This is a genomic window from Bradyrhizobium sp. USDA 3650 (assembly GCF_054057395.1).
In genome coordinates, this window is sequence record NZ_JBSRZG010000001.1 from 5,880,597 (window position 1) to 5,899,913 (window position 19,317).

Annotated in this window: 16 protein-coding genes and 2 pseudogenes; 16 read left to right on the top strand and 2 right to left on the bottom strand. The window is 64.7% G+C overall.

Going from position 1 to position 19,317, the window contains the following annotated elements; all coding sequences use genetic code 11:
* Positions 1–4: 4 nt before the first annotated feature.
* Positions 5–905 (bottom strand): annotated as a pseudogene (locus tag ACVIN2_RS27590) (LysR substrate-binding domain-containing protein).
* Between the two features lie 272 nt (positions 906–1,177).
* On the opposite strand from ACVIN2_RS27590, the gene ACVIN2_RS27595 reads away from it, so the two are divergent.
* From ACVIN2_RS27595 to ACVIN2_RS27640, 10 genes and pseudogenes are all read left to right on the top strand, one after another.
* On the top strand, positions 1,178–2,212 hold the full coding sequence (locus tag ACVIN2_RS27595; RefSeq protein ID WP_456767986.1) for an ABC transporter substrate-binding protein: 1,035 nt from the start codon (positions 1,178–1,180) through the stop codon (positions 2,210–2,212).
* 23 nt (positions 2,213–2,235) lie between these two features.
* Positions 2,236–3,270: an ABC transporter ATP-binding protein gene (locus ACVIN2_RS27600; protein WP_456769819.1), complete on the top strand. Its 1,035-nt coding sequence runs from the start codon at positions 2,236–2,238 to the stop codon at positions 3,268–3,270.
* A complete protein-coding gene (locus ACVIN2_RS27605) occupies positions 3,267–4,142 on the top strand; it encodes an ABC transporter permease (RefSeq protein ID WP_456767987.1) in 876 nt (291 codons plus the stop codon). Before ACVIN2_RS27600 ends, ACVIN2_RS27605 begins: the two co-directional genes overlap by 4 nt.
* Positions 4,139–4,946, top strand: a pseudogene (locus tag ACVIN2_RS27610) (ABC transporter permease). Before ACVIN2_RS27605 ends, ACVIN2_RS27610 begins: the two are co-directional and overlap by 4 nt.
* 8 nt (positions 4,947–4,954) lie before the next feature.
* Positions 4,955–6,091, top strand: a complete 1,137-nt coding sequence (locus ACVIN2_RS27615; RefSeq protein WP_456767988.1) for an NAD(P)/FAD-dependent oxidoreductase — start codon at positions 4,955–4,957, stop codon at positions 6,089–6,091.
* Between the two features lie 19 nt (positions 6,092–6,110).
* Positions 6,111–6,407, top strand: coding sequence for a (2Fe-2S)-binding protein (locus ACVIN2_RS27620; RefSeq protein WP_456767989.1), 297 nt, complete (start codon positions 6,111–6,113; stop codon positions 6,405–6,407).
* Positions 6,404–7,822 carry an FAD/NAD(P)-dependent oxidoreductase gene (locus tag ACVIN2_RS27625; protein WP_456767990.1) on the top strand — a complete coding sequence of 473 codons (1,419 nt, stop codon included), beginning with the start codon at positions 6,404–6,406 and terminating at the stop codon, positions 7,820–7,822. The genes ACVIN2_RS27620 and ACVIN2_RS27625 overlap by 4 nt, the downstream gene beginning before the upstream one ends.
* Complete coding sequence (locus ACVIN2_RS27630; protein ID WP_456767991.1) at positions 7,819–8,940, top strand: NAD(P)/FAD-dependent oxidoreductase; 1,122 nt, start codon at positions 7,819–7,821, stop codon at positions 8,938–8,940. The genes ACVIN2_RS27625 and ACVIN2_RS27630 overlap by 4 nt, the downstream gene beginning before the upstream one ends.
* Before the next feature lie 15 nt (positions 8,941–8,955).
* A complete protein-coding gene (locus ACVIN2_RS27635; RefSeq protein WP_007596366.1) occupies positions 8,956–9,303 on the top strand; it encodes a RidA family protein in 348 nt (115 codons plus the stop codon).
* 172 nt (positions 9,304–9,475) lie between these two features.
* Positions 9,476–11,059 carry an ABC-F family ATP-binding cassette domain-containing protein gene (locus ACVIN2_RS27640; protein WP_456767992.1) on the top strand — a complete coding sequence of 528 codons (1,584 nt, stop codon included), beginning with the start codon at positions 9,476–9,478 and terminating at the stop codon, positions 11,057–11,059.
* Positions 11,060–11,236: 177 nt separating this feature from the next.
* Here the strand turns inward: ACVIN2_RS27640 and ACVIN2_RS27645 are convergent, their stop codons facing one another.
* Positions 11,237–12,571 carry a dicarboxylate/amino acid:cation symporter gene (locus ACVIN2_RS27645; RefSeq protein WP_456767993.1) on the bottom strand — a complete coding sequence of 445 codons (1,335 nt, stop codon included), beginning with the start codon at positions 12,569–12,571 and terminating at the stop codon, positions 11,237–11,239.
* 125 nt (positions 12,572–12,696) lie between these two features.
* Here ACVIN2_RS27645 and ACVIN2_RS27650 point away from each other — a divergent pair, with 125 nt between their 5' ends.
* The 6 genes from ACVIN2_RS27650 (at position 12,697) to ACVIN2_RS27675 (ending at position 19,277) form a co-directional block, all read left to right on the top strand.
* The gene (locus ACVIN2_RS27650) at positions 12,697–14,016 is read left to right on the top strand and encodes a solute carrier family 23 protein (RefSeq protein ID WP_456767994.1); all 1,320 of its coding nucleotides are present in this window, start codon (positions 12,697–12,699) and stop codon (positions 14,014–14,016) included.
* 73 nt (positions 14,017–14,089) lie between these two features.
* Entirely contained in the window at positions 14,090–14,926 is an 837-nt protein-coding gene (locus tag ACVIN2_RS27655; RefSeq protein WP_456767995.1) for an SDR family oxidoreductase, read from the top strand.
* 394 nt (positions 14,927–15,320) lie between these two features.
* On the top strand, positions 15,321–16,565 hold the full coding sequence (locus tag ACVIN2_RS27660) for a hypothetical protein (RefSeq protein ID WP_456767996.1): 1,245 nt from the start codon (positions 15,321–15,323) through the stop codon (positions 16,563–16,565).
* Between the two features lie 16 nt (positions 16,566–16,581).
* Entirely contained in the window at positions 16,582–17,205 is a 624-nt protein-coding gene (locus tag ACVIN2_RS27665) for a hypothetical protein (RefSeq protein ID WP_456767997.1), read from the top strand.
* Between the two features lie 52 nt (positions 17,206–17,257).
* Entirely contained in the window at positions 17,258–18,388 is a 1,131-nt protein-coding gene (locus tag ACVIN2_RS27670) for a helix-turn-helix transcriptional regulator (protein ID WP_456767998.1), read from the top strand.
* Between the two features lie 37 nt (positions 18,389–18,425).
* The gene (locus tag ACVIN2_RS27675; protein ID WP_456767999.1) at positions 18,426–19,277 is read left to right on the top strand and encodes an NAD-dependent protein deacetylase; all 852 of its coding nucleotides are present in this window, start codon (positions 18,426–18,428) and stop codon (positions 19,275–19,277) included.
* Positions 19,278–19,317 lie beyond the last annotated feature (40 nt).

Sequence of the window (19,317 nt, forward strand, 5' to 3'; positions counted from 1 at the left end):
CGATTTAGTCCTCGAACTCCACCAGCGCCTTGCGCATGGTCTCGACGAGATCCAGCGCCACCGGCGAGGGGCTGCGCTGCGCCGGAAAGACCGCCGAGAATTCGAAGTCGATGCGAGGCAGGAAGCGGCGCACGACGACGCCGCGGGTGGAAAAATTCCTGCGCGGTGAAGGGATCGCAGATGGCGACGCCAAGTCCTGACGACACCATGCCGCACATGATCTCCGACAGCGTGGTCTCGACCCTGAGCACGCGGCGGACATCGTGGCGATGGAAGACCTGGTCGACGAGGTGGCGGCTCGACGAGCCCGCCGACAGGGAGATGAAAGTCTCGCCCTCGAAATCGCGGGGCTCCAGCACTTCCTTTTCCGCGAGGCGGTGACCGGTGGGCAGTACAGCCACACGCGCGGGCGCCGGCAGCTTCTGGCTCGGCAAGCCGGAATGCGCGATCGGCACCTCGGCAAAGCCGACGTCGCATTGGTTGTTCAGCACCCAGTCGACCACGATCGGCGAGATCACGCCGAAGAAAGCGAGGTTGAGGTTGGGACGCTCCTTCAGGAAGTGACCGGTGAGCCGGGGCAAATAGCCGTTCGACAGTGCCGGCAGCGCTGCGATGCGTAAGGAGCCAGTGCGGCGGCCCCGGATTTCTTCTGCTGCCGCGGTGATGCGTTCGAGGCCGACGAAGGAGCGCTCGACTTCGGTGTAGAGTGCCATGGCCGCGGCGGTCGGCACGAGGCCGGTGCCGCGCCGTTCGAACAGCTCCATCTTCAACAGCGCCTGGAGGTCGCGCAGCAACCGGGAGACTGCCGGCTGCGTCACTTTCATCAGCGCCGCCGCCTCGGTCACGCTGCCAGTCAGCATCGTCGCCCGGAAGGCTTCCACCTGCCGCGAATTGATCCGCGCCATCCCGAATTCCATTCATAACATTTAGGCATGCAGAGGCTGCCATTATTCATTGGACGATGGAAGCCGGAGTTTGCGATCTTTTTCATCAGAGCTGGAGACGGCCCGCTTTTTCGGCAGATTGGAGGGGTTCAAACCTCCGGATCGCGCCAAAACCCGCCGAGCAGGGGCCGGAGCCCTGGTCGGAGAGGGATTTGCGCGGAAGGAAATGCGGAAGGTTCAGCCAACGCGACTCGTCGGCACGTCACCTCATTCCGGTATGGAGATCGGACCACATGAAGACTCTTCGCCTTCTGACAGCGGTCAGCATCGCGGCACTCATCGCCGCCCCGTCGGTCGCCACGGCCCAGCAGAAAACGCTCTATGTCGCCGGCTATGGCGGCTCGTTCGAGAAGACCATCCGCGACGAGGTGATCCCGGCTTTCGAGAAGGAGAACGGCGTCAAGGTCGAGTACGTCGCCGGCAACTCCACCGACACGCTGGCAAAGCTGCAGGCGCAGAAGGGCAACCAGCAGATCGACGTCGCCATCGTTGACGACGGCCCGATGTACCAGGCGATCCAACTCGGCTTCTGCGGCAAGCTCGAGGGACTGCCGACCGATCTCTACGACACCGCGCGCTTCAAGGACGATCGTGCGGTCGCCATCGGTATCGTCGCGACCGGCCTGATGTACAACACCAAGGTGTTTGCCGAAAAAGGCTGGGCGCCGCCGACCTCCTGGAACGATCTGAAGGACACGAAATACGCCAAGCAGCTCGTGATCCCGCCGATCAACAACACCTATGGCCTCGAAGCGCTGGTGATGCTGTCGAAGATGAACGGCGGCGGCGAAACCAACGTCGATTCCGGCTTCAAGATCTTCAAGGAGCAGATCAATCCGAACGTGCTCGCCTATGAGCCGTCGCCGGGCAAGATGACCGAGCTGTTTCAGTCCGGCCAGGCCGTGATCGCGGTGTGGGGCACGGGCCGCGTGCAGAGCTTTGCCAATACCGGTTTCCCCGTCGACTTCGTCTACCCGAAGGAAGGCGCCGCGACGCTGCTGACCACCGCCTGTCCGATCACCAAGCCGAACGCCTCGCCGCTTGCGTCCAGCTTCGTCAAGATGCTGCTCGAACCCAAGATCCAGCTCGTGATGCTGAAGGATTACGGCTACGGCCCGGTGCTGAAATCACTGGTGATCCCGCCCGAGCTCGGCAAGATGGCGCCGATCGGCGAGCGTGCGGCAAAGCTCTATAATCCGGACTGGACCGTCATCAACGACAAGCGCGAGGAATGGACCAAGCGCTGGAATCGCGAGGTCGAGCGCTGATCGGTCATACCGGAGACAGTATGATGGCCTATCTCGAGCTCGAAGGGGTCGCCAAGCAATTCGGAGCGCAGACTATCGTCGACGACTTCAGTCTCGCGGTGGGGAAGGGGGAGTTTGTCTCCTTTCTCGGCCCCTCCGGCTGCGGCAAGACCACGACCCTGCAGATGATCGCGGGCTTCCTCGATCCCAGCCGCGGCGCGATCCGGCTGGAAGGCAAGGACCTGACCGCGATCCATCCGGCCAAACGCGGGCTCGGGATCGTGTTCCAGAGCTACGCGCTGTTTCCGCACATGACCGCGGCCGAGAATGTCGCCTTCGGCCTCGAGATGCGCAATGTGCCGCGCGGCGAACGGACCGAGCGCGTCCGCGCCGCGCTCGCGATGGTCGGGCTTGCCGGCTACGAGGATCGTCATCCGCGCCGCATGTCCGGCGGCCAGCAGCAGCGCGTGGCGCTGGCGCGCGCGCTGGTAATCAAGCCGAGCGTGCTGTTGCTCGACGAGCCGCTATCCAATCTCGACGCCAAGCTGCGCGAGGAGATGCAGATCGAGCTGCGCCAGATCCAGCGCACCATCGGCACCACCACGATCCTCGTCACTCACGACCAGAACGAGGCGATGTCGCTGTCCGACCGCATCGTGGTGATGAGCCAGGGCAAGATCGAGCAGATCGGCACGCCGCAGGAGACCTATGAGAAGCCGGCCTCGGCCTTCGTCTCACAGTTTTTGGGCAAGACCAACGACTTTGCCGCGACGATCGATCGAACCAGTGCGCCTGCGCGACTGATCGCCAGCTCCTGGAGCGCGCCTGCGCCTGCCGGGCGCAGCGGTCCCGTCACCATCAGCATTCGCCCCGAGCGGATCGACTTTGGCGACGCAGGCCTCAGCGCAAAGATCGTCACCCGCATCTTCCAGGGCAATCATTGGCTGTTCCAGTGCGACAGCGAATGCGGCCCGGCGACCGTGATCCGCCAGAATGACGGCCGATCGCAGCCGGTCGAAGGCGAGGCCGTTCACCTCACCTGGCGGCCGGAGGACATGGGCGTGAGGGGCGTCGCATGAGCGCTTCCGCCGAGGAACGAAACGCACGCTCGCCGTGGGCGCTGACCGCGCCCGCTTTGATGCTGTTCGTCGGCGTGCTCCTGATTCCGCTGGCAATGACCGTGATGCTGTCGTTCCACGATTGGGGCCAGTACAAGGGCATCGAGCCGGTTTTCATCCTCAAGAACTGGCGAGAGATTGCGACCGATCCCTACTATGCCGAAATGTTCGGGCGGACGTTTCGCATCGCGATCCTGACCACGCTGCTCACGGCTGTTCTCGGTGCGCCCGAAGCCTACATCCTCAACCGCATGGGCGGACGCTGGAAGAGCGTTTTCCTGCTGGTTATCCTGGGGCCGTTGTTGATTTCCGTGGTGGCGCGCACGCTCGGCTGGGCGCTGCTGTTTGGCGGCAACAATGGCCTCGTCAACAAGCTGATGATGTCGGCCGGGCTGATCCGGGCGCCTATCCCCTTCATGTTCACCGAAACCGGCATGGTGGTCGCGCTTGCGCACGTAATGATGCCGTTCATGGTGCTGTCGGTGTGGGCGGCGCTGCAGCGTCTCGATCCGCAGATCGAGAATGCCGCGATGTCACTCGGCGCCGGCCCCGTGACCATCATCCGCCGCATCATCATGCCGCAGATCATGCCCGGCGTGCTGTCGGGGGCGATCATCGTGTTCTCGCTCTCGGCCAGCGCCTTTGCGACGCCCGCGATCATCGGCGGCCGCCGACTCAAGGTCGCGGCGACGCTCGCCTATGACGAGTTCCTCAACACGCTGAACTGGCCGCTGGGTGCGGCGGTCGCCACGCTGCTGCTGGCCGCGCTGGTCTTGATCGTCGTCGGCAGCAACACACTGATCGAGCGTCGCTACGCGGAGGTGTTCCGATGAGCCGGAATGGGCCGCTGGCGCTGATCTTCCACACCATCTTCGTCATCGTCATGGTGGCGCCGATCCTCGTCGTCTGCCTCGTCGCGTTCACGCCTGAAGGCTTCCTGTCGCTGCCAACAAACGGCTTTTCGCTGCGCTGGTTCAGGGCGATCGCCAACTATCCCGAATTCATCCATGCTTTCTGGGTCAGTCTTGGCCTTGGCGCATTGTCCTCCTTCGTGGCGCTGCTGTTCGCGGTGCCTGCGGCGCTCGCGATCGCGCGCTATCGGTTCCGCGGTCGAGACGCACTGGCGGCGCTGTTCCTGTCGCCGCTGATGATCCCGCATGTCGTGCTCGGCATCGCGTTCCTGCGCTTCTTCACCTCGGCGGGCCTCGGCGGCAGCTTCGCCGCGCTGATCATCGCGCATGTCATCATCGTGTTTCCGTTCGCGCTGCGGCTGACGCTTGCTGCGGCAACCGGGATGGATCGCACGGTCGAGATGGCGGCGGTCTCGCTCGGCGCCGGCGGCTGGGACGCTGTTCCGCCGCGTGACCTTGCCGCTGATCCTGCCCGGCGTCATCAGCGGCTGGGCGCTCGCCTTCATCCAGTCCTTTGACGATCTCACCATGACCGTCTTCCTCGCGGCACCCGGCACCGAAACACTGCCGGTGCGAATGTTTCTGTACATCCAGGACAACATCGATCCGCTGGTGACGTCGGTTTCGGCCTGCGTGATCGCGATCACCATGACCGCCCTCATTCTGCTCGACCGCTTCTACGGGCTCGACCGCGTGCTCGCCGGCAAGGGCGATACAGGGCGATAGGAGAATCCATGCGAACAGATTACGACGTCGCCGTCGTCGGCGGCGGATTGCTCGGCTCCGCCATCGCCTGGGGCCTCGGCCGGCTCGGCAGACGCGTCGCCGTGCTCGACGAAGGTGACATCACCAAGCGTGCGTCGCGTGCCAACTTTGCGCTGGTCTGGGTCCAGAGCAAGGGCCTCGGCATGCCGGCCTATACGGTGTGGACCGTGCAGGCGTCACAGGCATGGAGCCGGCTCGCGTCCGAGCTGAAGCAGCAGACCGGCCTGGATGTCTCTCTTCAGCAGAATGGCGGCTTTCATCTCACGCTCGGCGAGGACGAATTCGGCCAGCGCGCCGAACTGGTCAAGCGCATGCACAACCAGACGGGCGCCGCCGATTACAAGATGGAGATGCTGCCGGCGTCCGAGGTGAAGAAGTCGCTGCCGCTGATCGGGCCTGAAGTCTCCGGCGGCAGTTATTGTCCGCTCGACGGGCACGTTAATTCGCTGCGCACGTTTCGTGCGTTCCACACCGGCTTCAAGGCCTTCGGCATCGATTATCTTCCGGAGCGTCCGGTCTCGGCGATCAGCCAGAGCGGCAGCGAATTCCGCCTGACGACGCCGCAGGGCGAGCTCCGTGCCGCCAAGATCGTGCTCGCCGCCGGCAATGCCAACCAGACGCTGGCGCCGATGGTCGGTCTCTACGCCCCGATGGGCCCGACCCGTGGTCAGATCGTGGTGACCGAGCGCACCATGCCGTTCCTGCCGCATCCGCTGACCACGATCCGCCAGACCGATGAGGGCACGGTGATGATCGGCGACAGTAAGGAAGACGAGCTCGACGATCGCACGATGAAGCATTCGATCAGCGCTGTGATGACCGATCGCGCCCAGCGGATGTTTCCGCATCTCGCGCGGCTCAACGTGGTCAGGAGCTGGGCCGGCATCCGCGTCATGCCGCAGGACGGCTTTCCGATCTACGACCAGTCGGAAACCCATCCCGGCGCTTTCGTGGCCTGCTGCCATTCCGGCGTGACGCTCGCCTCCAACCACGCTTTCGAGATTGCGCGGATGGTCGCGCAGGGCGCGCTCGAGCCGGAGGTGGTCGGCGCGTTCTCGGCCAGCCGTTTTGGCGCCGCCGGTGCTGCGAACAACAGCGGCTACTAGAGGTATTGAAGGAGCCAGGATGTTCAAACGATCCGAGCAGGACAAGCGGCCGCCGATGCAGATCTTCGTCGATGGCGTTGCCGTCGCGGCGCGGCAGGGCGACACCGTCTCCGCGGCGCTGCTGGCCTCGAGCTGCGATGCACGCCGTTCGACCGCGGTCAGCGGGGCGCCGCGTTTGCCCTATTGCATGATGGGCGTGTGCTTCGATTGTCTCGTCACAATCGATGGCGTCGGTAACCGCCAGGGCTGCCTGGTGCCGGTCACCGAAGGCATGCAGATCGAGATTCAGAAGGGCAAGCGGGAGATCGGGAAATGACTGTGGCTCCCAAGCGCGAAGACTACGACGTCGTGGTGATCGGGGCCGGGCCTGCCGGCCTCGCTGCTGCTGCGACGTCTGCCGAAGCCGGCCTGTCGACGTTGCTGCTCGACGAGAATGTCGGGCCCGGCGGCCAGGTGTTCCGCGCCATCACCTCGACGCCGGTGACCGAGCGCGATCAGCTCGGCGCTGACTATTGGGCGGGCGCCGATCTCGTGCGGGTGCTGCGCGCGAGCGACGCCGAGGTCATTCATCGCGCCACCGTCTGGAGCCTCGATCGCAATCTCGACATCGCCGTCTCGGTCGGCGGCGCGTCCGCGTTCGTCAAGGCCAAGCGCGTGATCCTCGCGACCGGCGCACTGGAGCGGCCTTTCCCGATTCCGGGCTGGACGCTGCCGGGCGTGATGACCGCGGGCGCCGCGCAGACGATGTTGAAATCATCGGCCCTGGTGCCGGATGGCCGCACGGTGATCGCGGGGCAGGGGCCGCTGCTCTGGCTGCTCGCCGCGCAGATATTGCGTCTCGGCGGTCGCATCGATCGCATTCTCGACACCACGCAGCGCGGCAGTTATCTTGCGGCTCTCCCCCACGCCTTTGCGTTTGTGACCTCGCCCTATTTCGCCAAGGGCCTGTCGATGATGCGCGAGGTGAAGGCGAAGGTGCAGGTCGTTTCCGGCGTCACCGAGCTTGCGGCATATGGCGACGGCCAGCTCGCCAGCGTGAACTATGTCGCCCGCGGCAAGCGAGAGACCGTCCTTGCGGATCTCTTGCTGCTGCATCAGGGCGTCGTGCCCAACGTCAATCTGGCGATGGCGGCCGGAATCGAGCATCGCTGGGATGATCTGCAATTGTGCTGGTCTCCGGTGCTCGATGCCAGCGGCAATTCGTCGGTCGCCGGTATTGCGATTGCCGGCGACGGCGCCGGTATCGGCGGCGCGAACGCAGCCGTGGTGCGCGGCCGCATCGCGGCGCGCGCGGCCGTGGAGGCGTTGGCACCTGCGGCTGCCACAAAACTCGCGCCGATGGCGAGCCTCCGCGCCGATCTCGCCAAGGCCGAACGTGGTCGCGTTTTTCTCGACACGCTGTTCCGGCCGGCGCCGCAGTTTCGCATTCCCGCGGGCGACACCATCGTCTGTCGCTGCGAGGAGGTCACCGCAAAGGATATTCTCGACGCCGTCGCGATCGGCGCGACCGGGCCGAACCAGCTCAAGGCCTATCGCCGCACCGGCATGGGTCCGTGCCAGGGCCGGCTCTGCGGCCTCACCGTCACCGAGCTGATGGCGCAGGCCCGGGGCAAGAGCCCGCAGGAGATCGGCTATTACCGGCTGCGCGCGCCGGTCAAGCCGATCACGCTCGCCGAGCTTGCCGCGGTTCCGAAGAGCGAAGACGACATCAAGGCGGTGGTGCGCGGATGACGAAAAACGTGGATGCGATCGTCGTCGGCGGCGGCATCCACGGGTGCTCGACTGCGCTGCATCTGTGCCTCGCCGGCCTGAAGCCGGTGCTGATCGAGAAGGACTATGCCGGCCGGCACGCCTCCGGCGTCAACGCCGGCGGCGTGCGCCAGCTGGCGCGGCACATCCCCGAAATCCCGCTTTCGATCCGCTCGATGGGAATCTGGGAGAAGATCACCGATCTCCTCGACGACGATTGCAGCTTTGAGAGCTATGGCCAAGTCCTCGTCGCAGAGAACGAGGAGGAACTCGCGGTCTGCCGCGCACGTGTGGCCGAGCTCAACGCGCTCGGCTTCACCCACGAAGAGCTGATCGATGCGGCCGAGCTGCGGCGCCTCGTGCCTGCGGTCGCCGAGACCTGTCCCGGCGGCGTGGTCTCGCGCCGCGACGGTGCGGCCAATCCCGCGCAGGCGACGACGGCATTCCGGCGCAAGGCCGGGCAGCTCGGTGCGACCGTTTGCGAGGGCATTGCGGCCACGAACATCCGGCACATCGATGGCATTTGGCATGTCGATGTCGGCGCCGAGAGCTTTGCCGCGCCGGTGCTCGTCAATGCAGCGGGCGCCTGGGCCGGGACCATCGCAGCCGCGCTCGGTGAGCCCGTTCCGGTCGAGACCGTGGCGCCGATGCTGATGATCACCTCGCGCGTGCCGCATTTCATCGATCCGGTCGTGATCCTGCGCGGCCGCAAGCTCTCCTTCAAGCAATTCAAGAACGGCACGGTGCTGATCGGCGGCGGCCATCTGGCAACGCCGTATCAGGATCGAAACGAGACGGTGCTGGACTGGAAAAGCCTCGCGATCAGCGCCCGCACCGTGTTCGAGTTGTTCCCGGTCATGCGCGACGCGACGATCATGCGGGCCTGGGCCGGCATCGAGGCCAAGACCAAGGACGATCTGCCCGTGTTCGGGCCGAGCAGCCGGCACAAGGGCCTCTATCACCAGTTCGGTTTCTCGCTGCACGGTTTCCAGCTCGGCCCCGGCGCGGGCGCCGTCATGGCGGAGCTGATCGTCAACGGCGGCACCCAGACACGCATCGGCGATCTCGGTATCGACCGTTTCCATCCTTCTACGCTCTAGCAACAAGAGGACATCATGAGCATTACCCGCAGCATCCGCACGCCCATCATGCACCGCGCCGTCGAAGCCAACGGCTTCGTCTTCATCGGCGGCACCATCGCCGACGACACCTCGGTGTCGATGGGCGAGCAGACCCGCAACATCCTCGGCAAGATCGCCGGTTATCTGAAGGAAGCGGGCACCGACAAGTCGCGCGTCGTGAGCACCTCGATCTTCGTCACGGACCTTTCCAAGAAGAAGGAGATGGACGCGGTCTGGACCGAGTTCTTCGGCGACAATCTTCCGACCCGCGCCACCGTCGGCGTCGCCGATCTCGGCGGCAGCGCGCTGATCGAGGTCGTGGTCACCGCGCTCAAGGGCTGATCGCGCCGGCCGGCGGGGCACGTCAACGCTCCGCGCGCCGCCGCCCCTGCGAGCCTCGCCTTGATCTTGCCCTTCGATGGGATTAGTTAGAGAGCGCCTCAAACAGGATATTCGAGACCCATGGAGTTTACCCCGACCGCAAAGCCGACCTGCCTTGCTCACGGGGAATTCCATGCCTGCTTCAATCATCCTGTCCAACCTGTCGCTGTCCACGCCTGACGGCCGTCCCCTTCTCTCCAATATCGATCTGACGTTCGGCGCCGAGCGGACCGGCCTCGTCGGCCGCAACGGCGTCGGGAAAACGACGCTGCTTGCGTCGATTTCGCGAGAGCACATTCCTCAGTCGGGGCGCATTGCCGTCAAAGGTACCGTCGGTCTGCTGCGCCAGGACGTCCAGCCCCTTGCGGGTGCGAAGGTAATCGACCTGTTCGGTGCGCGAGCCGCGCTCGATCTGCTTCGCCGTGCCGAGCGCGGGGATGCCTTGGCCGAGGAGGTTTCCGAGGTCGATTGGACCCTCGAAACACGGCTTGGATCCGCCCTTGCGCGTATTGGGTTCGACGTCGCTCCGGAGATCGAGCTCGACCGCCTGTCGGGCGGGCAGGTCACGCGGGTTCGTCTCGCCGCGCTGATCTTCGCGGAGCCGGACTTCCTGCTGCTCGACGAGCCCACCAACAATCTCGATCGGGAGGGGCGCAAGGCCGCGATCGATTTCCTTGCGTCCTGGCGCGGTGGGGCGATCGTCGTCAGCCACGATCGGAGCCTGCTCGAGACCATGGATGCGATCGTCGAGCTGACGTCGCTCGGAGCTACGCGATACGGCGGCAATTGGAGCAGTTATTGCGAGCAGAAAGCTGTTGCACTTGCGGCCGTCAGGCACGACCTCGCGCATGCCCAGAGGCGCCTGTCCGAGATCGACGGGAAAGCGCAGGAGGCCGCAGAGAGGAAAGCGCGCAAGGACGGCGGGGGCAAGAAGAAGCGCGCCAAGGGCGACATGCCGCGCATCCTGGCCGGCGCGCGCAAGGACCGTAGTGAAGACACCGGCGGCAAGGCCGCTGAGATCGCCGAGCGGCGGCGTGCGGATGCGCTTGAGGCCCTTGATACGGCGCGCCGACGCATCGAGATTCTTCAGCCGCTGTCGGTGAAGCTGCCCTCGACCCAACTGCCGACGGGCAGGGAGGTGGTTTGGCTCGATCGCGTCAGCGCCGGCTATCGGCCGGATAGGGAAGTCTTGCGCGATCTATCGCTCGCGATCGTCGGTCCGGAGCGGGTGGCAATTGTTGGACCGAACGGTTCCGGCAAGACGACGCTGCTGAAACTCGTCGCCGGCGAGTTGCATCAGCTCTCCGGCACCGTGCGGGTCAGGCCGGATCTTGCGCTGTTCGATCAGAAGGTCAGTCTGCTCGATCCCGCGATCTCAATCCTGGACAATTTCAGGCGCTTCCATCGCAAGGCCGGTGCAAATGAATGCCATGCCGCGCTGGCCCGGTTCATGTTCCGTGCCGATGCCGCCTTGCAGATCGTCGGACATTTGAGCGGCGGGCAGATGTTTCGCGCGGGCCTTGCCTGCGTGCTGGGTGGAGCGACGCCGCCGTCGCTGCTGATCCTCGATGAGCCGACCAATCACCTCGACATCGAATCCATCGAAGCCGTGGAAGCAGGTCTGAGGGCCTATGACGGCGCGCTGCTCGTCGTCAGTCATGACGAGGCGTTCTTGCAGGCGATCGGGATCACGCGCAGGGTCGAACTGGCCGGCTAAATCGGCTGCCCATCGTTGATTAACAAAAACCCGACGCCCTGCCCCCAGCGCGTCGGGTGGAAAAAGATGACTATCAATCCGTGATCCCAACGCAATAGTTGTGACTCGCGTCGCGCCAATTTACCACTCCGGGAAACTACCGCGTTGGAACTGGACGCCGCCAAACCTGCGCCCGGCCTAGGAGGCGGCGCTGCCGCCCGGTTCAAGCGCCTCACCCATCTCCAGCGGATGGGCCATGGCCTCGTGCAGCGCGTCGCGATCGAGCTCGCCTTCGGAGATGCTGATGACGACGCAGGCGACGCCGTTACCGATCAGATTGGTCAGCGCGCGGCACTCGCTCATGAACTTGTCGATGCCGACCAGAATCGCGATCGACTGGATCGGGATGTCGGGCACGATCGAGAGTGTCGCCGCGAGCGTGATGAAGCCCGCCCCGGTCACGCCCGAGGCGCCCTTCGAGGTGATCATGGCGATGCCGAGAATGCCGAGCTCCTGCCAGATGGTCAGATGGGTATTGGTCGCCTGCGCCAGGAACAGCGTCGCCAGCGTCATGTAGATGTTGGTGCCGTCGAGGTTGAAGCTGTAACCGGTCGGAATGACGAGGCCGACCACCGACCGCGAGGCGCCGAGATGCTCCATCTTCTGGATCATCTGCGGCAGCACCGTCTCCGACGACGAGGTGCCGAGCACGATCAGGAGCTCGTCCTTGATGTAGGCGATGAAACGCAGGATCGAGAAGCCGGCGAGCCGCGCGATTGCGCCGAGCACGACCACAACGAACAGGATGCTGGTGAGATAGAACGTGCCGATCAGGGCCGCGAGGTTGATCAGCGAACCGAGGCCGTAGGCGCCGACGGTGAACGCCATCGCGCCGAACGCCCCGATCGGGGCGACGCGCACGATGATGCGGATGATGCCGAAGAACATCTTTGCGGCCTTGTCGATCGCCTCCGCAATGGGCTCGCCGGCCTTGCCGAGAAAGGCGATGGCGAAGCCCGACAGGATCGAGATCAGCAGCACCTGCAACAGATCGCCGCGCGCGATGGCGCCCAGATAGCTGTCGGGGATGATCGCCATCAGATGGGCGACGATGCCTTCTTCCTTGGCCTTGGTGACGTAGGTCGCCACCGATTTCGGGTCGATCGTGGCGGGATCGATGTTGAAGCCGTGTCCGGGCTGGAGCACCTCGCCGACCAGCAGGCCGACCGCGAGCGCGACCGTCGAGACCGTCTCGAAGTAGATCAGCGACTTCAGCCCGACCCGGCCGACGCGCTTGAGGTCGCCCATCGAGGAGATGCCGTGCACCACGGTGCAGAAGATCACCGGCGCGATCATCATCTTGATCAGCGCGATGAAGCCGTCACCGAGCGGCTTCAGGGCCTTGCCGAGATCGGGATAGAAATAGCCGACGAGCACCCCGAGTGCGATCGCGATCAGCACCTGAATGTAGAGGATCTTGTACCAGGGCTGGTGCCGGCGGTGGATGGCTGGCTGGATCGCAATCTGTGTCATAGAATAGGCCCCGGAACGTATTGATCTTGTTTGATTTGCATCATGTGATGGCCGCCGCAGAAGCGACAATCACATTTTTGTCTGTTCGCACGAAGATCGATCGCTGCACCGCAACTGGGGGGAACATGCCGATTGCAACGGGCTCCGAACAGCGAGCGCGAGGCTATTTTCCGCGTTGGACTCTGAAGTCCTCCGGCGTGATCATGCCCGAGCAGCGGCTGCCGCTTGGCCAGACCGTCGTCTCCGGTCTCCAGCATTGCGTCGCAATGTCGGGCTCGACGATCATCGCGCCGCTGCTGATGGGGTTCGATCCCAATGTCGCGGTGCTGTTTTCCGGCATCGGCACGCTGATCTTCTTTGTCATTGTCGCGGGGCGCGTGCCGAGCTATCTCGGCTCGAGCTTCGCGTTCATCGCGGTCGTGATCGCCGCCACCGGCTATGCCGGGCACGGGCCGAACCCGAACCTGTCGGTTGCGCTTGGCGGCATCGTCGGGGCCGGCGTCCTCTACGGCGTGATCGCGCTGATCGTGATGTGGTCCGGGGTTGGCTGGGTCGAGAGGCTGTTTCCGCCGGCCGTCACCGGCGCCGTGGTCGCCGCGATCGGTCTCAACCTCGCACCCGTGGCGGTCAAGGCCGTGAGCGCCAATGCGTTCGACACAGGAATCGGGCTCGCGACCGTTCTGATCATCGGCGTGGTTGCCGTTGGCGCACCTGGCTTGTGGCGCCGCCTGCCGATCATTCTGGGCGCAATCGGCGGATATCTTTTGTACCTTCTGTTCGCGAACGGTCTCGGCTTCGGCAAGCCGATTGACTTCACCCCGCTTGCGGCTGCGCCGTGGATCGGCCTGCCGAGTTTTACCACGCCGACCTTCCAGACCGATGCGATCGTCCTGATCGCGCCGGTTGCGATCATTCTCGTCGCCGAGAACCTCGGTCACATCAAGGCCGTCGGCGCCATGACGGGCCGGAGCCTCGATAACTATCTCGGCCGCGCCTTGCTCGCCGACAGCCTCGCAACCATCGTGGCGGCCTGCGGCGGCGGCACCGGCGTTACCACCTATGCCGAAAACATCGGCGTCATGGCGGCCACGAAGGTCTATTCGACCTTGCTGTTTGCCTTCGCGGCGGTGGTGTCGATCGTGCTCGGCTTCTCGCCGAAATTCGGCGCGCTGATCTTGTCGATCCCGGGTCCCGTCATCGGCGGGCTCTCGATCGTGCTGTTCGGATTGATCGCCGCGATGGCCGGCCGGATCTGGGTCGAGAACAAGGTCGACTTCTCAAGTCCGGCAAACCTGATCACCGTGGCGGTCGCGCTCACCGCAGGCGCCGGCGACCTCACGCTCAAATTCGGCGCCTTCACGATCGGCGGGATCGGCACCGCAACCTTTGGCGCCATCATCCTGTACCAGATCCTGACTTCGCCATTCGCGCGCCGCGTCGAATGAATCGCAGCGATGCGCTGAGGGATGGAACAAAAAGCCGGTTCCGTCGCTGATCAGGGCATCCCGGAGAGAACCCATGCCACAAACCGATCGCTCGACCTCGTTTCACTCGCGTCTTGTCGGCCAGTACGCGCTGGTGACCGGCGCCTCCCAAGGCATCGGCCGCGCCGTCGCCATCCGGCTTGCCCAGGAAGGCGCGACCGTCGCCATCAACTATTTCGGGCACCCTGAAGGGGCTGAGGAGACACTCGCGCTCGCGCGGACGGCATCGGGTGATCGCGGCCACGGCAGGCTCGATCACATCATCGTCAAGGCCGATGTCGGTCATGAGCAAGAGGTCGCCGCGATGTTCGAGACGATTCTGGCGCGTTGGAAGCGCCTCGACTGCCTCGTCAACAATGCCGGCTTCCAGCGAGAATCGCCGAGCGAAGCGCTCGATATCGACACCTATCGCCGCATCATCGACGTCAATCTCAACGGCGCCGTGTTCTGCGCCCAGAAGGCGCTCGCGCATTTCGTCGCGCGCGGCGGGGGCGGCAGCATCATCAACTGCTCCAGCGTGCACCAGATCATCCCGAAACCCGGCTACCTCGCTTACTCGATCAGCAAAGGCGGCATGGCCAATCTGACGCGTACGCTGGCGCTGGAATTCGCCGGCCGCGGCATTCGCGTCAATGCGGTCGGTCCCGGCGCGATCGACACCCCGATCAACGCGGCCTGGACCGGTGATCCGGAAAAGCGGGGCGTGGTCACCAGCCACATTCCGCTGGGCCGCGTCGGTACGCCGGAAGAGATCGCCGCCGTGTTCGCCTTCCTCGCCTCGGACGAGGCAAGCTACATCACCGGGCAAACCATCTACGCTTGTGGAGGCCTGACACTGTTTCCCGAGTTCCGGGACAATTGGGCGAGCTAGCAAAGATCACGAGCGTCCTTGCTGTTCTCGCGGGCTGCCTGCGGCGCCGACGCTCATCGTCGAGACTTCTCGCGATGCAATCCAGCAACAGTCGGAAAAAAGCGGGCTGTCGGCGCTGCACGCGCGGACGAACTCAACCGAACGGTTGATGTGCGGTCCGCCATCTCCCTTCACCCTCGCCGAACCCGGGATCGATGAAACATTCCCATCCGTCCCTTCGCAAATTTGGGGGCCAACCGCTCGATCAAGATCGGCCGATTTCTCAGAATTGAGAGCGCAAATGCTTAGTGTGATTGCTGAGGCGCTGTTTCGCCTGAAATCCCGCACGTCTGCCGCTCAAATTCGGAGGCGGCCAAGGCCTGGGGTCGGCGTCCTTCTATCTGCAGCGCTCTCGATGCTCGTGCTGGCGTTGGCTTCCGCGCCCGCTGCCGCGCAGGTCTGCGGCGAGGCGGTGACAGGCGCCCCTCTTGGCACAGCGCTGGGCGGCGTGTCTTGCGGCGGCGACGCGAGCGGCGGTGGCAGCAGCGCGTTCGGCAACAGTACAGCAAGCGGCAGTGGCAGCGTGGCGATCGGTAACGGAAGCACGGCGAGCGGCACCGCCAGCGTGGCGAGCGGCGTCCTCAGCAATGCGAGCGGTCACAGCGCCATCGCGATCGGCGGAATCGCTCAGGCGACCGCGGACAACAGTACGGCGATCGGCGTGACCAGTCAGGCGACCGGCGTGGCCGCGAGTGCCTTTGGCGCCAACAGTACGGCGGGCGGCGTCTACAGCACTGCGATCGGCGGTGGTGCTTCGGGAGCTTCTGCTGCCAGTTCGACGGGGAATTATAGTCTGGCGATGGGAGGCGGCGATGGCGTCGGCGGCGTAGGTGCCGTCTCGACCGGCAGCAAATCGATGGCGATCGGCATCAGCAGCGTTGCCGCGGGTGTGTCTTCGACGGCTATTGGGAGCGGAGCGAGTGCCGGCACCGCGAACGCCGTTGCCTTGGGCAACGCGGCCATCGCAAGCGGCACCAATTCCCTCTCGGCCGGCAACAGTTCCAGCGCCATCGGTGCAAGTGGTATCGCTATCGGCGATGGTGCAATCGCCGGCACCGGCGCGAATGCCGTCGCCATCGGCACCGGCGCCTCGGCAGGCTTTGCGAACTCTACCGCCATCGGCTCCGGTGCGACAGCAACGGCCGTCAACCAGGTCGCGATCGGGACCGCCAGCAACACTTATCGCATGGCCGGCGTCGCGTCGGCGGCGAGCCTTGCGGCACAGAGTGGACCGGTGTCCTTCGTGACGACCGATGCGGCCGGCAATCTGGCAACGTCCAGCTTCAATCCGGCGAGCATCACATCGCTGCAGTCGCAGGTGACCTCGTTGCAGTCGCAGGTGATGGACAACCGGCTCGAAGCCCGCAGCGGCACCGCTGTCGCGCTCGCGGCCGGCTCGATGCCGGCGCTGCAACAGGGGCGCAAATTCGCGCTCTCGGCCGGCTACGGCAATTTCGAGGGCGCCAACGCGTTTGCGGTCGGCGCAACGGCACTGCTCTATGACGGCAAGAGCTATGCTATTATCGCCAATGCAGGCGGCGGTATCGGGCTTGAGCGCAGCGTTGCAGGTGGACGTGGTGCTGTCTCGATCCAGTGGTAGGAAGAACCCATTCGTCATGACGCTGCGTTGGTTGAGCGCGGGCCTTGGTCTTCCGATTGCCGGTCTTCTGATCCTGGGGGCGGTGACGACAGCTGCGCAGCAGACGCCGCCGCAGCCCCACCAGACGCCGCCGTCGCAGCAGCAGGCGGCCAAGCCCGCCAATATCGACCGCAACGGTGTGCTGATGCTGATCCGCTCGACGCTGCTCGCGCTCGACCACGCCAACAAGACCGGGAACTACACCGTGCTGCGCGACCTCGGCGCGCCGGGCTTCCAGGTCAACACCGCCGCAAAGCTTGCGGAGATCTTTGCCAAACAGCGTGGCGACAAGCTCGATCTCTCCGGCCTTGCCGTGATCGATCCGCAATTGTCGCTGCTGCCGCAGATCGAGCCGAACGGGCTGCTGCACATGGCAGGATTTTTCCCGTCGGTGCCGTCCCAGGTGAATTTCGAACTGATGTTCGCGCCGGTCGAAGGACAATGGCGTGTGTTCGGCGTGTCATTGTCGGTGGGGCAGTCCGCACCGGTGGCGCCCGCCGCACCTGAAGCTGCGCCTGGCAAGGCCGTCGTCTCACAAAAGCAATCCGCCCCGCCGAAGCCGGGCGCGCCTGCGAAACAGTCCCCGGTCTCGACTCAATGAGGGACGAGGTGCCGATGCCGAATCTGTTGTTCGACATGTCGGAGAGCCCGCCGTGATATCCGAAGCCGCTCTGCTGTCAGACCTGACCGGCCTGATTTACGACGCCGCGCTCGATCCCGCCCTATGGTCGCGCGCCCTCGAACAGGCCTGCCTGTTTGTCGGCGGGTCGTCCGGCGCCCTGTTCTGGCATGATGCGGCCACGGAGCAAACCGCGGTGCTGCACCTCTTCAATGAGGAGCCGGACTACACAAAGCTCTATCTCGAGAAATATCTGGCCTTGAATCCGTGCTTTCCAGCGGCCACTTTCTGCGAGGCTGGTCTCGTCTATGCATCAACCGACTTCGTCCCCTTCGAGGAGATGGTGGCGACGCGCTTCTACGAAGAGTGGATGAAGCCGCAGGGCATGATCGATGCGCTCGGATCGAATCTGGAGAAGGGCGCAACCTATTCATCGATCGTAAGTGTCCGGATGCATGAGAAAGACGGTCTCGCCGACGCTGACGCCCGCAACCGGTTTGCTCTGATCGTGCCGCACTTCCAGCGCGCGGTCTCGATTGGCCGGCTGTTCGATCAGAACAGGGCGACACAGGCGGTGTTGACCCAGACGCTCGACAGTGTCACGGCGGCCGTCTTTCTGGTTGGTCCCAACGGACGCCTCGCCTTCACCAACGCGCCCGGCCGCGCGATGCTGGAGGAGGCCGCGCTGCTCACGGAAAGAAACGGAACGTTGTTCGCTGTTGCCCTCGACGCGCAGCGCGCGTTGCGCGAAGCGCTTATCGCCGCGGAGAACGGCAACACGCCGATAGACAGCGGCGGCTCGATTCCGCTCGGGACCTCGCAAGCCCGTTGGTTCGCCAACGTGCTGCCGTTGACCTCGGGGGACCGGCGGCGCACCGGCGCGCTGCATTCCGCGGTTGCCGCGGTGTTCGTGCGCAAGGCCTCACCGGCCAGCCCGCCGCCGCTGGAGGCGCTTGCAAAACTCTACAGGCTCACCGCAAGCGAGGTCCGCCTGATCGACGCCGTCATGAAGGTGAGCGGGGTCAAGGCGCTGGCCGAGCTGCTCGGGCTGACGCAGGCGACCGTCAAGACACACCTCCACAACGTCTTCCGCAAGACCGGTACGGCGCGGCAGAGCGAGCTCGTGAAGCTGATTGCGGGATTCGACCGGTCCGAACGGCCGTGATCTGGCAAAACCCGCCTGCGCGGACTACATCTGCGCCATGGCAAATAATCCTCTGGCAAATAATCCTCTGGCAAATGATCCGCTGGCAAATCATCCGCTCCGGGATTTCGTCGGCCGGCACGAAAATCTGTTCGTGCTGACCGGTGCCGGCTGCAGCACCAATTCGGGCATTCCCGACTATCGCGACGGTCACGGCAACTGGAAGCGGACCCAGCCTGTGAACTTCCAGGCTTTCATGTCGGAAGAGCATACGCGCCGGCGCTATTGGGCGCGCAGCTTGATCGGCTGGCGGCGGTTCGGCCAAGCGAGACCGAACGATGCGCATCACGCGCTTGCCCGGCTCGAGGCGAGCGGGCGTTGCGGAATGCTGCTGACCCAGAACGTCGACCGCCTGCATCAATCCGCCGGCCACCGCCAGGTAATCGACCTGCACGGCCGGCTCGATCGGGTCCGCTGCATGGACTGCGGCCAAAAGACGCCGCGGAGCGAATTCCAGGAGATGCTCGGCGGCGCCAATGCGGAATGGTTGACGCTCGATGCCGCCGATGCACCCGACGGCGATGCGGACCTGGAGCATGCGGATTTTTCGTCATTCAAGGTGCCGGCTTGCGAAGCCTGCGGCGGCATTCTCAAGCCCGATGTCGTGTTCTTCGGCGAGAACGTCCCGCGCGAGGTGGTTGCTACCGCGCAGGATCATCTGGCGCAGGCCGACGCCATGCTCATCGTCGGCTCGTCACTGATGGTCTATTCCGGCTTCCGCTTCGTGCAGGCTGCCGCGCAACGGCAAATCCCGATCGCTGCGGTCAATCTCGGACGCACCCGCGCCGATGATCTCCTTACGCTGAAGGTCGAGGAGCGCTGCGAAGCGGCGCTTGCATTCCTGCTCTGATCGCGCGGGCTGCGAACACGCCTTGCCTATTGCATGGGTG

Bases quoted from the DNA above. Each gene is read 5' to 3' on its own strand.
- ACVIN2_RS27665 (WP_456767997.1), top strand. From the start codon at position 16,582: ATGACGCTGCGTTGGTTGAGCGCGGGCCTTGGTCTTCCGATTGCCGGT.
- ACVIN2_RS27655 (WP_456767995.1), top strand. From the start codon at position 14,090: ATGCCACAAACCGATCGCTCGACCTCGTTTCACTCGCGTCTTGTCGGC.
- ACVIN2_RS27615 (WP_456767988.1), top strand. From the start codon at position 4,955: ATGCGAACAGATTACGACGTCGCCGTCGTCGGCGGCGGATTGCTCGGC.
- ACVIN2_RS27630 (WP_456767991.1), top strand. From the start codon at position 7,819: ATGACGAAAAACGTGGATGCGATCGTCGTCGGCGGCGGCATCCACGGG.
- ACVIN2_RS27640 (WP_456767992.1), top strand. From the start codon at position 9,476: ATGCCTGCTTCAATCATCCTGTCCAACCTGTCGCTGTCCACGCCTGAC.
- ACVIN2_RS27675 (WP_456767999.1), top strand. From the start codon at position 18,426: ATGGCAAATAATCCTCTGGCAAATAATCCTCTGGCAAATGATCCGCTG.
- ACVIN2_RS27625 (WP_456767990.1), top strand. From the start codon at position 6,404: ATGACTGTGGCTCCCAAGCGCGAAGACTACGACGTCGTGGTGATCGGG.
- ACVIN2_RS27645 (WP_456767993.1), bottom strand. From the start codon at position 12,571: ATGACACAGATTGCGATCCAGCCAGCCATCCACCGCCGGCACCAGCCC.
- ACVIN2_RS27650 (WP_456767994.1), top strand. From the start codon at position 12,697: ATGCCGATTGCAACGGGCTCCGAACAGCGAGCGCGAGGCTATTTTCCG.
- ACVIN2_RS27620 (WP_456767989.1), top strand. From the start codon at position 6,111: ATGTTCAAACGATCCGAGCAGGACAAGCGGCCGCCGATGCAGATCTTC.
- ACVIN2_RS27605 (WP_456767987.1), top strand. From the start codon at position 3,267: ATGAGCGCTTCCGCCGAGGAACGAAACGCACGCTCGCCGTGGGCGCTG.
- ACVIN2_RS27635 (WP_007596366.1), top strand. From the start codon at position 8,956: ATGAGCATTACCCGCAGCATCCGCACGCCCATCATGCACCGCGCCGTC.
- ACVIN2_RS27600 (WP_456769819.1), top strand. From the start codon at position 2,236: ATGGCCTATCTCGAGCTCGAAGGGGTCGCCAAGCAATTCGGAGCGCAG.
- ACVIN2_RS27660 (WP_456767996.1), top strand. From the start codon at position 15,321: ATGCTCGTGCTGGCGTTGGCTTCCGCGCCCGCTGCCGCGCAGGTCTGC.
- ACVIN2_RS27595 (WP_456767986.1), top strand. From the start codon at position 1,178: ATGAAGACTCTTCGCCTTCTGACAGCGGTCAGCATCGCGGCACTCATC.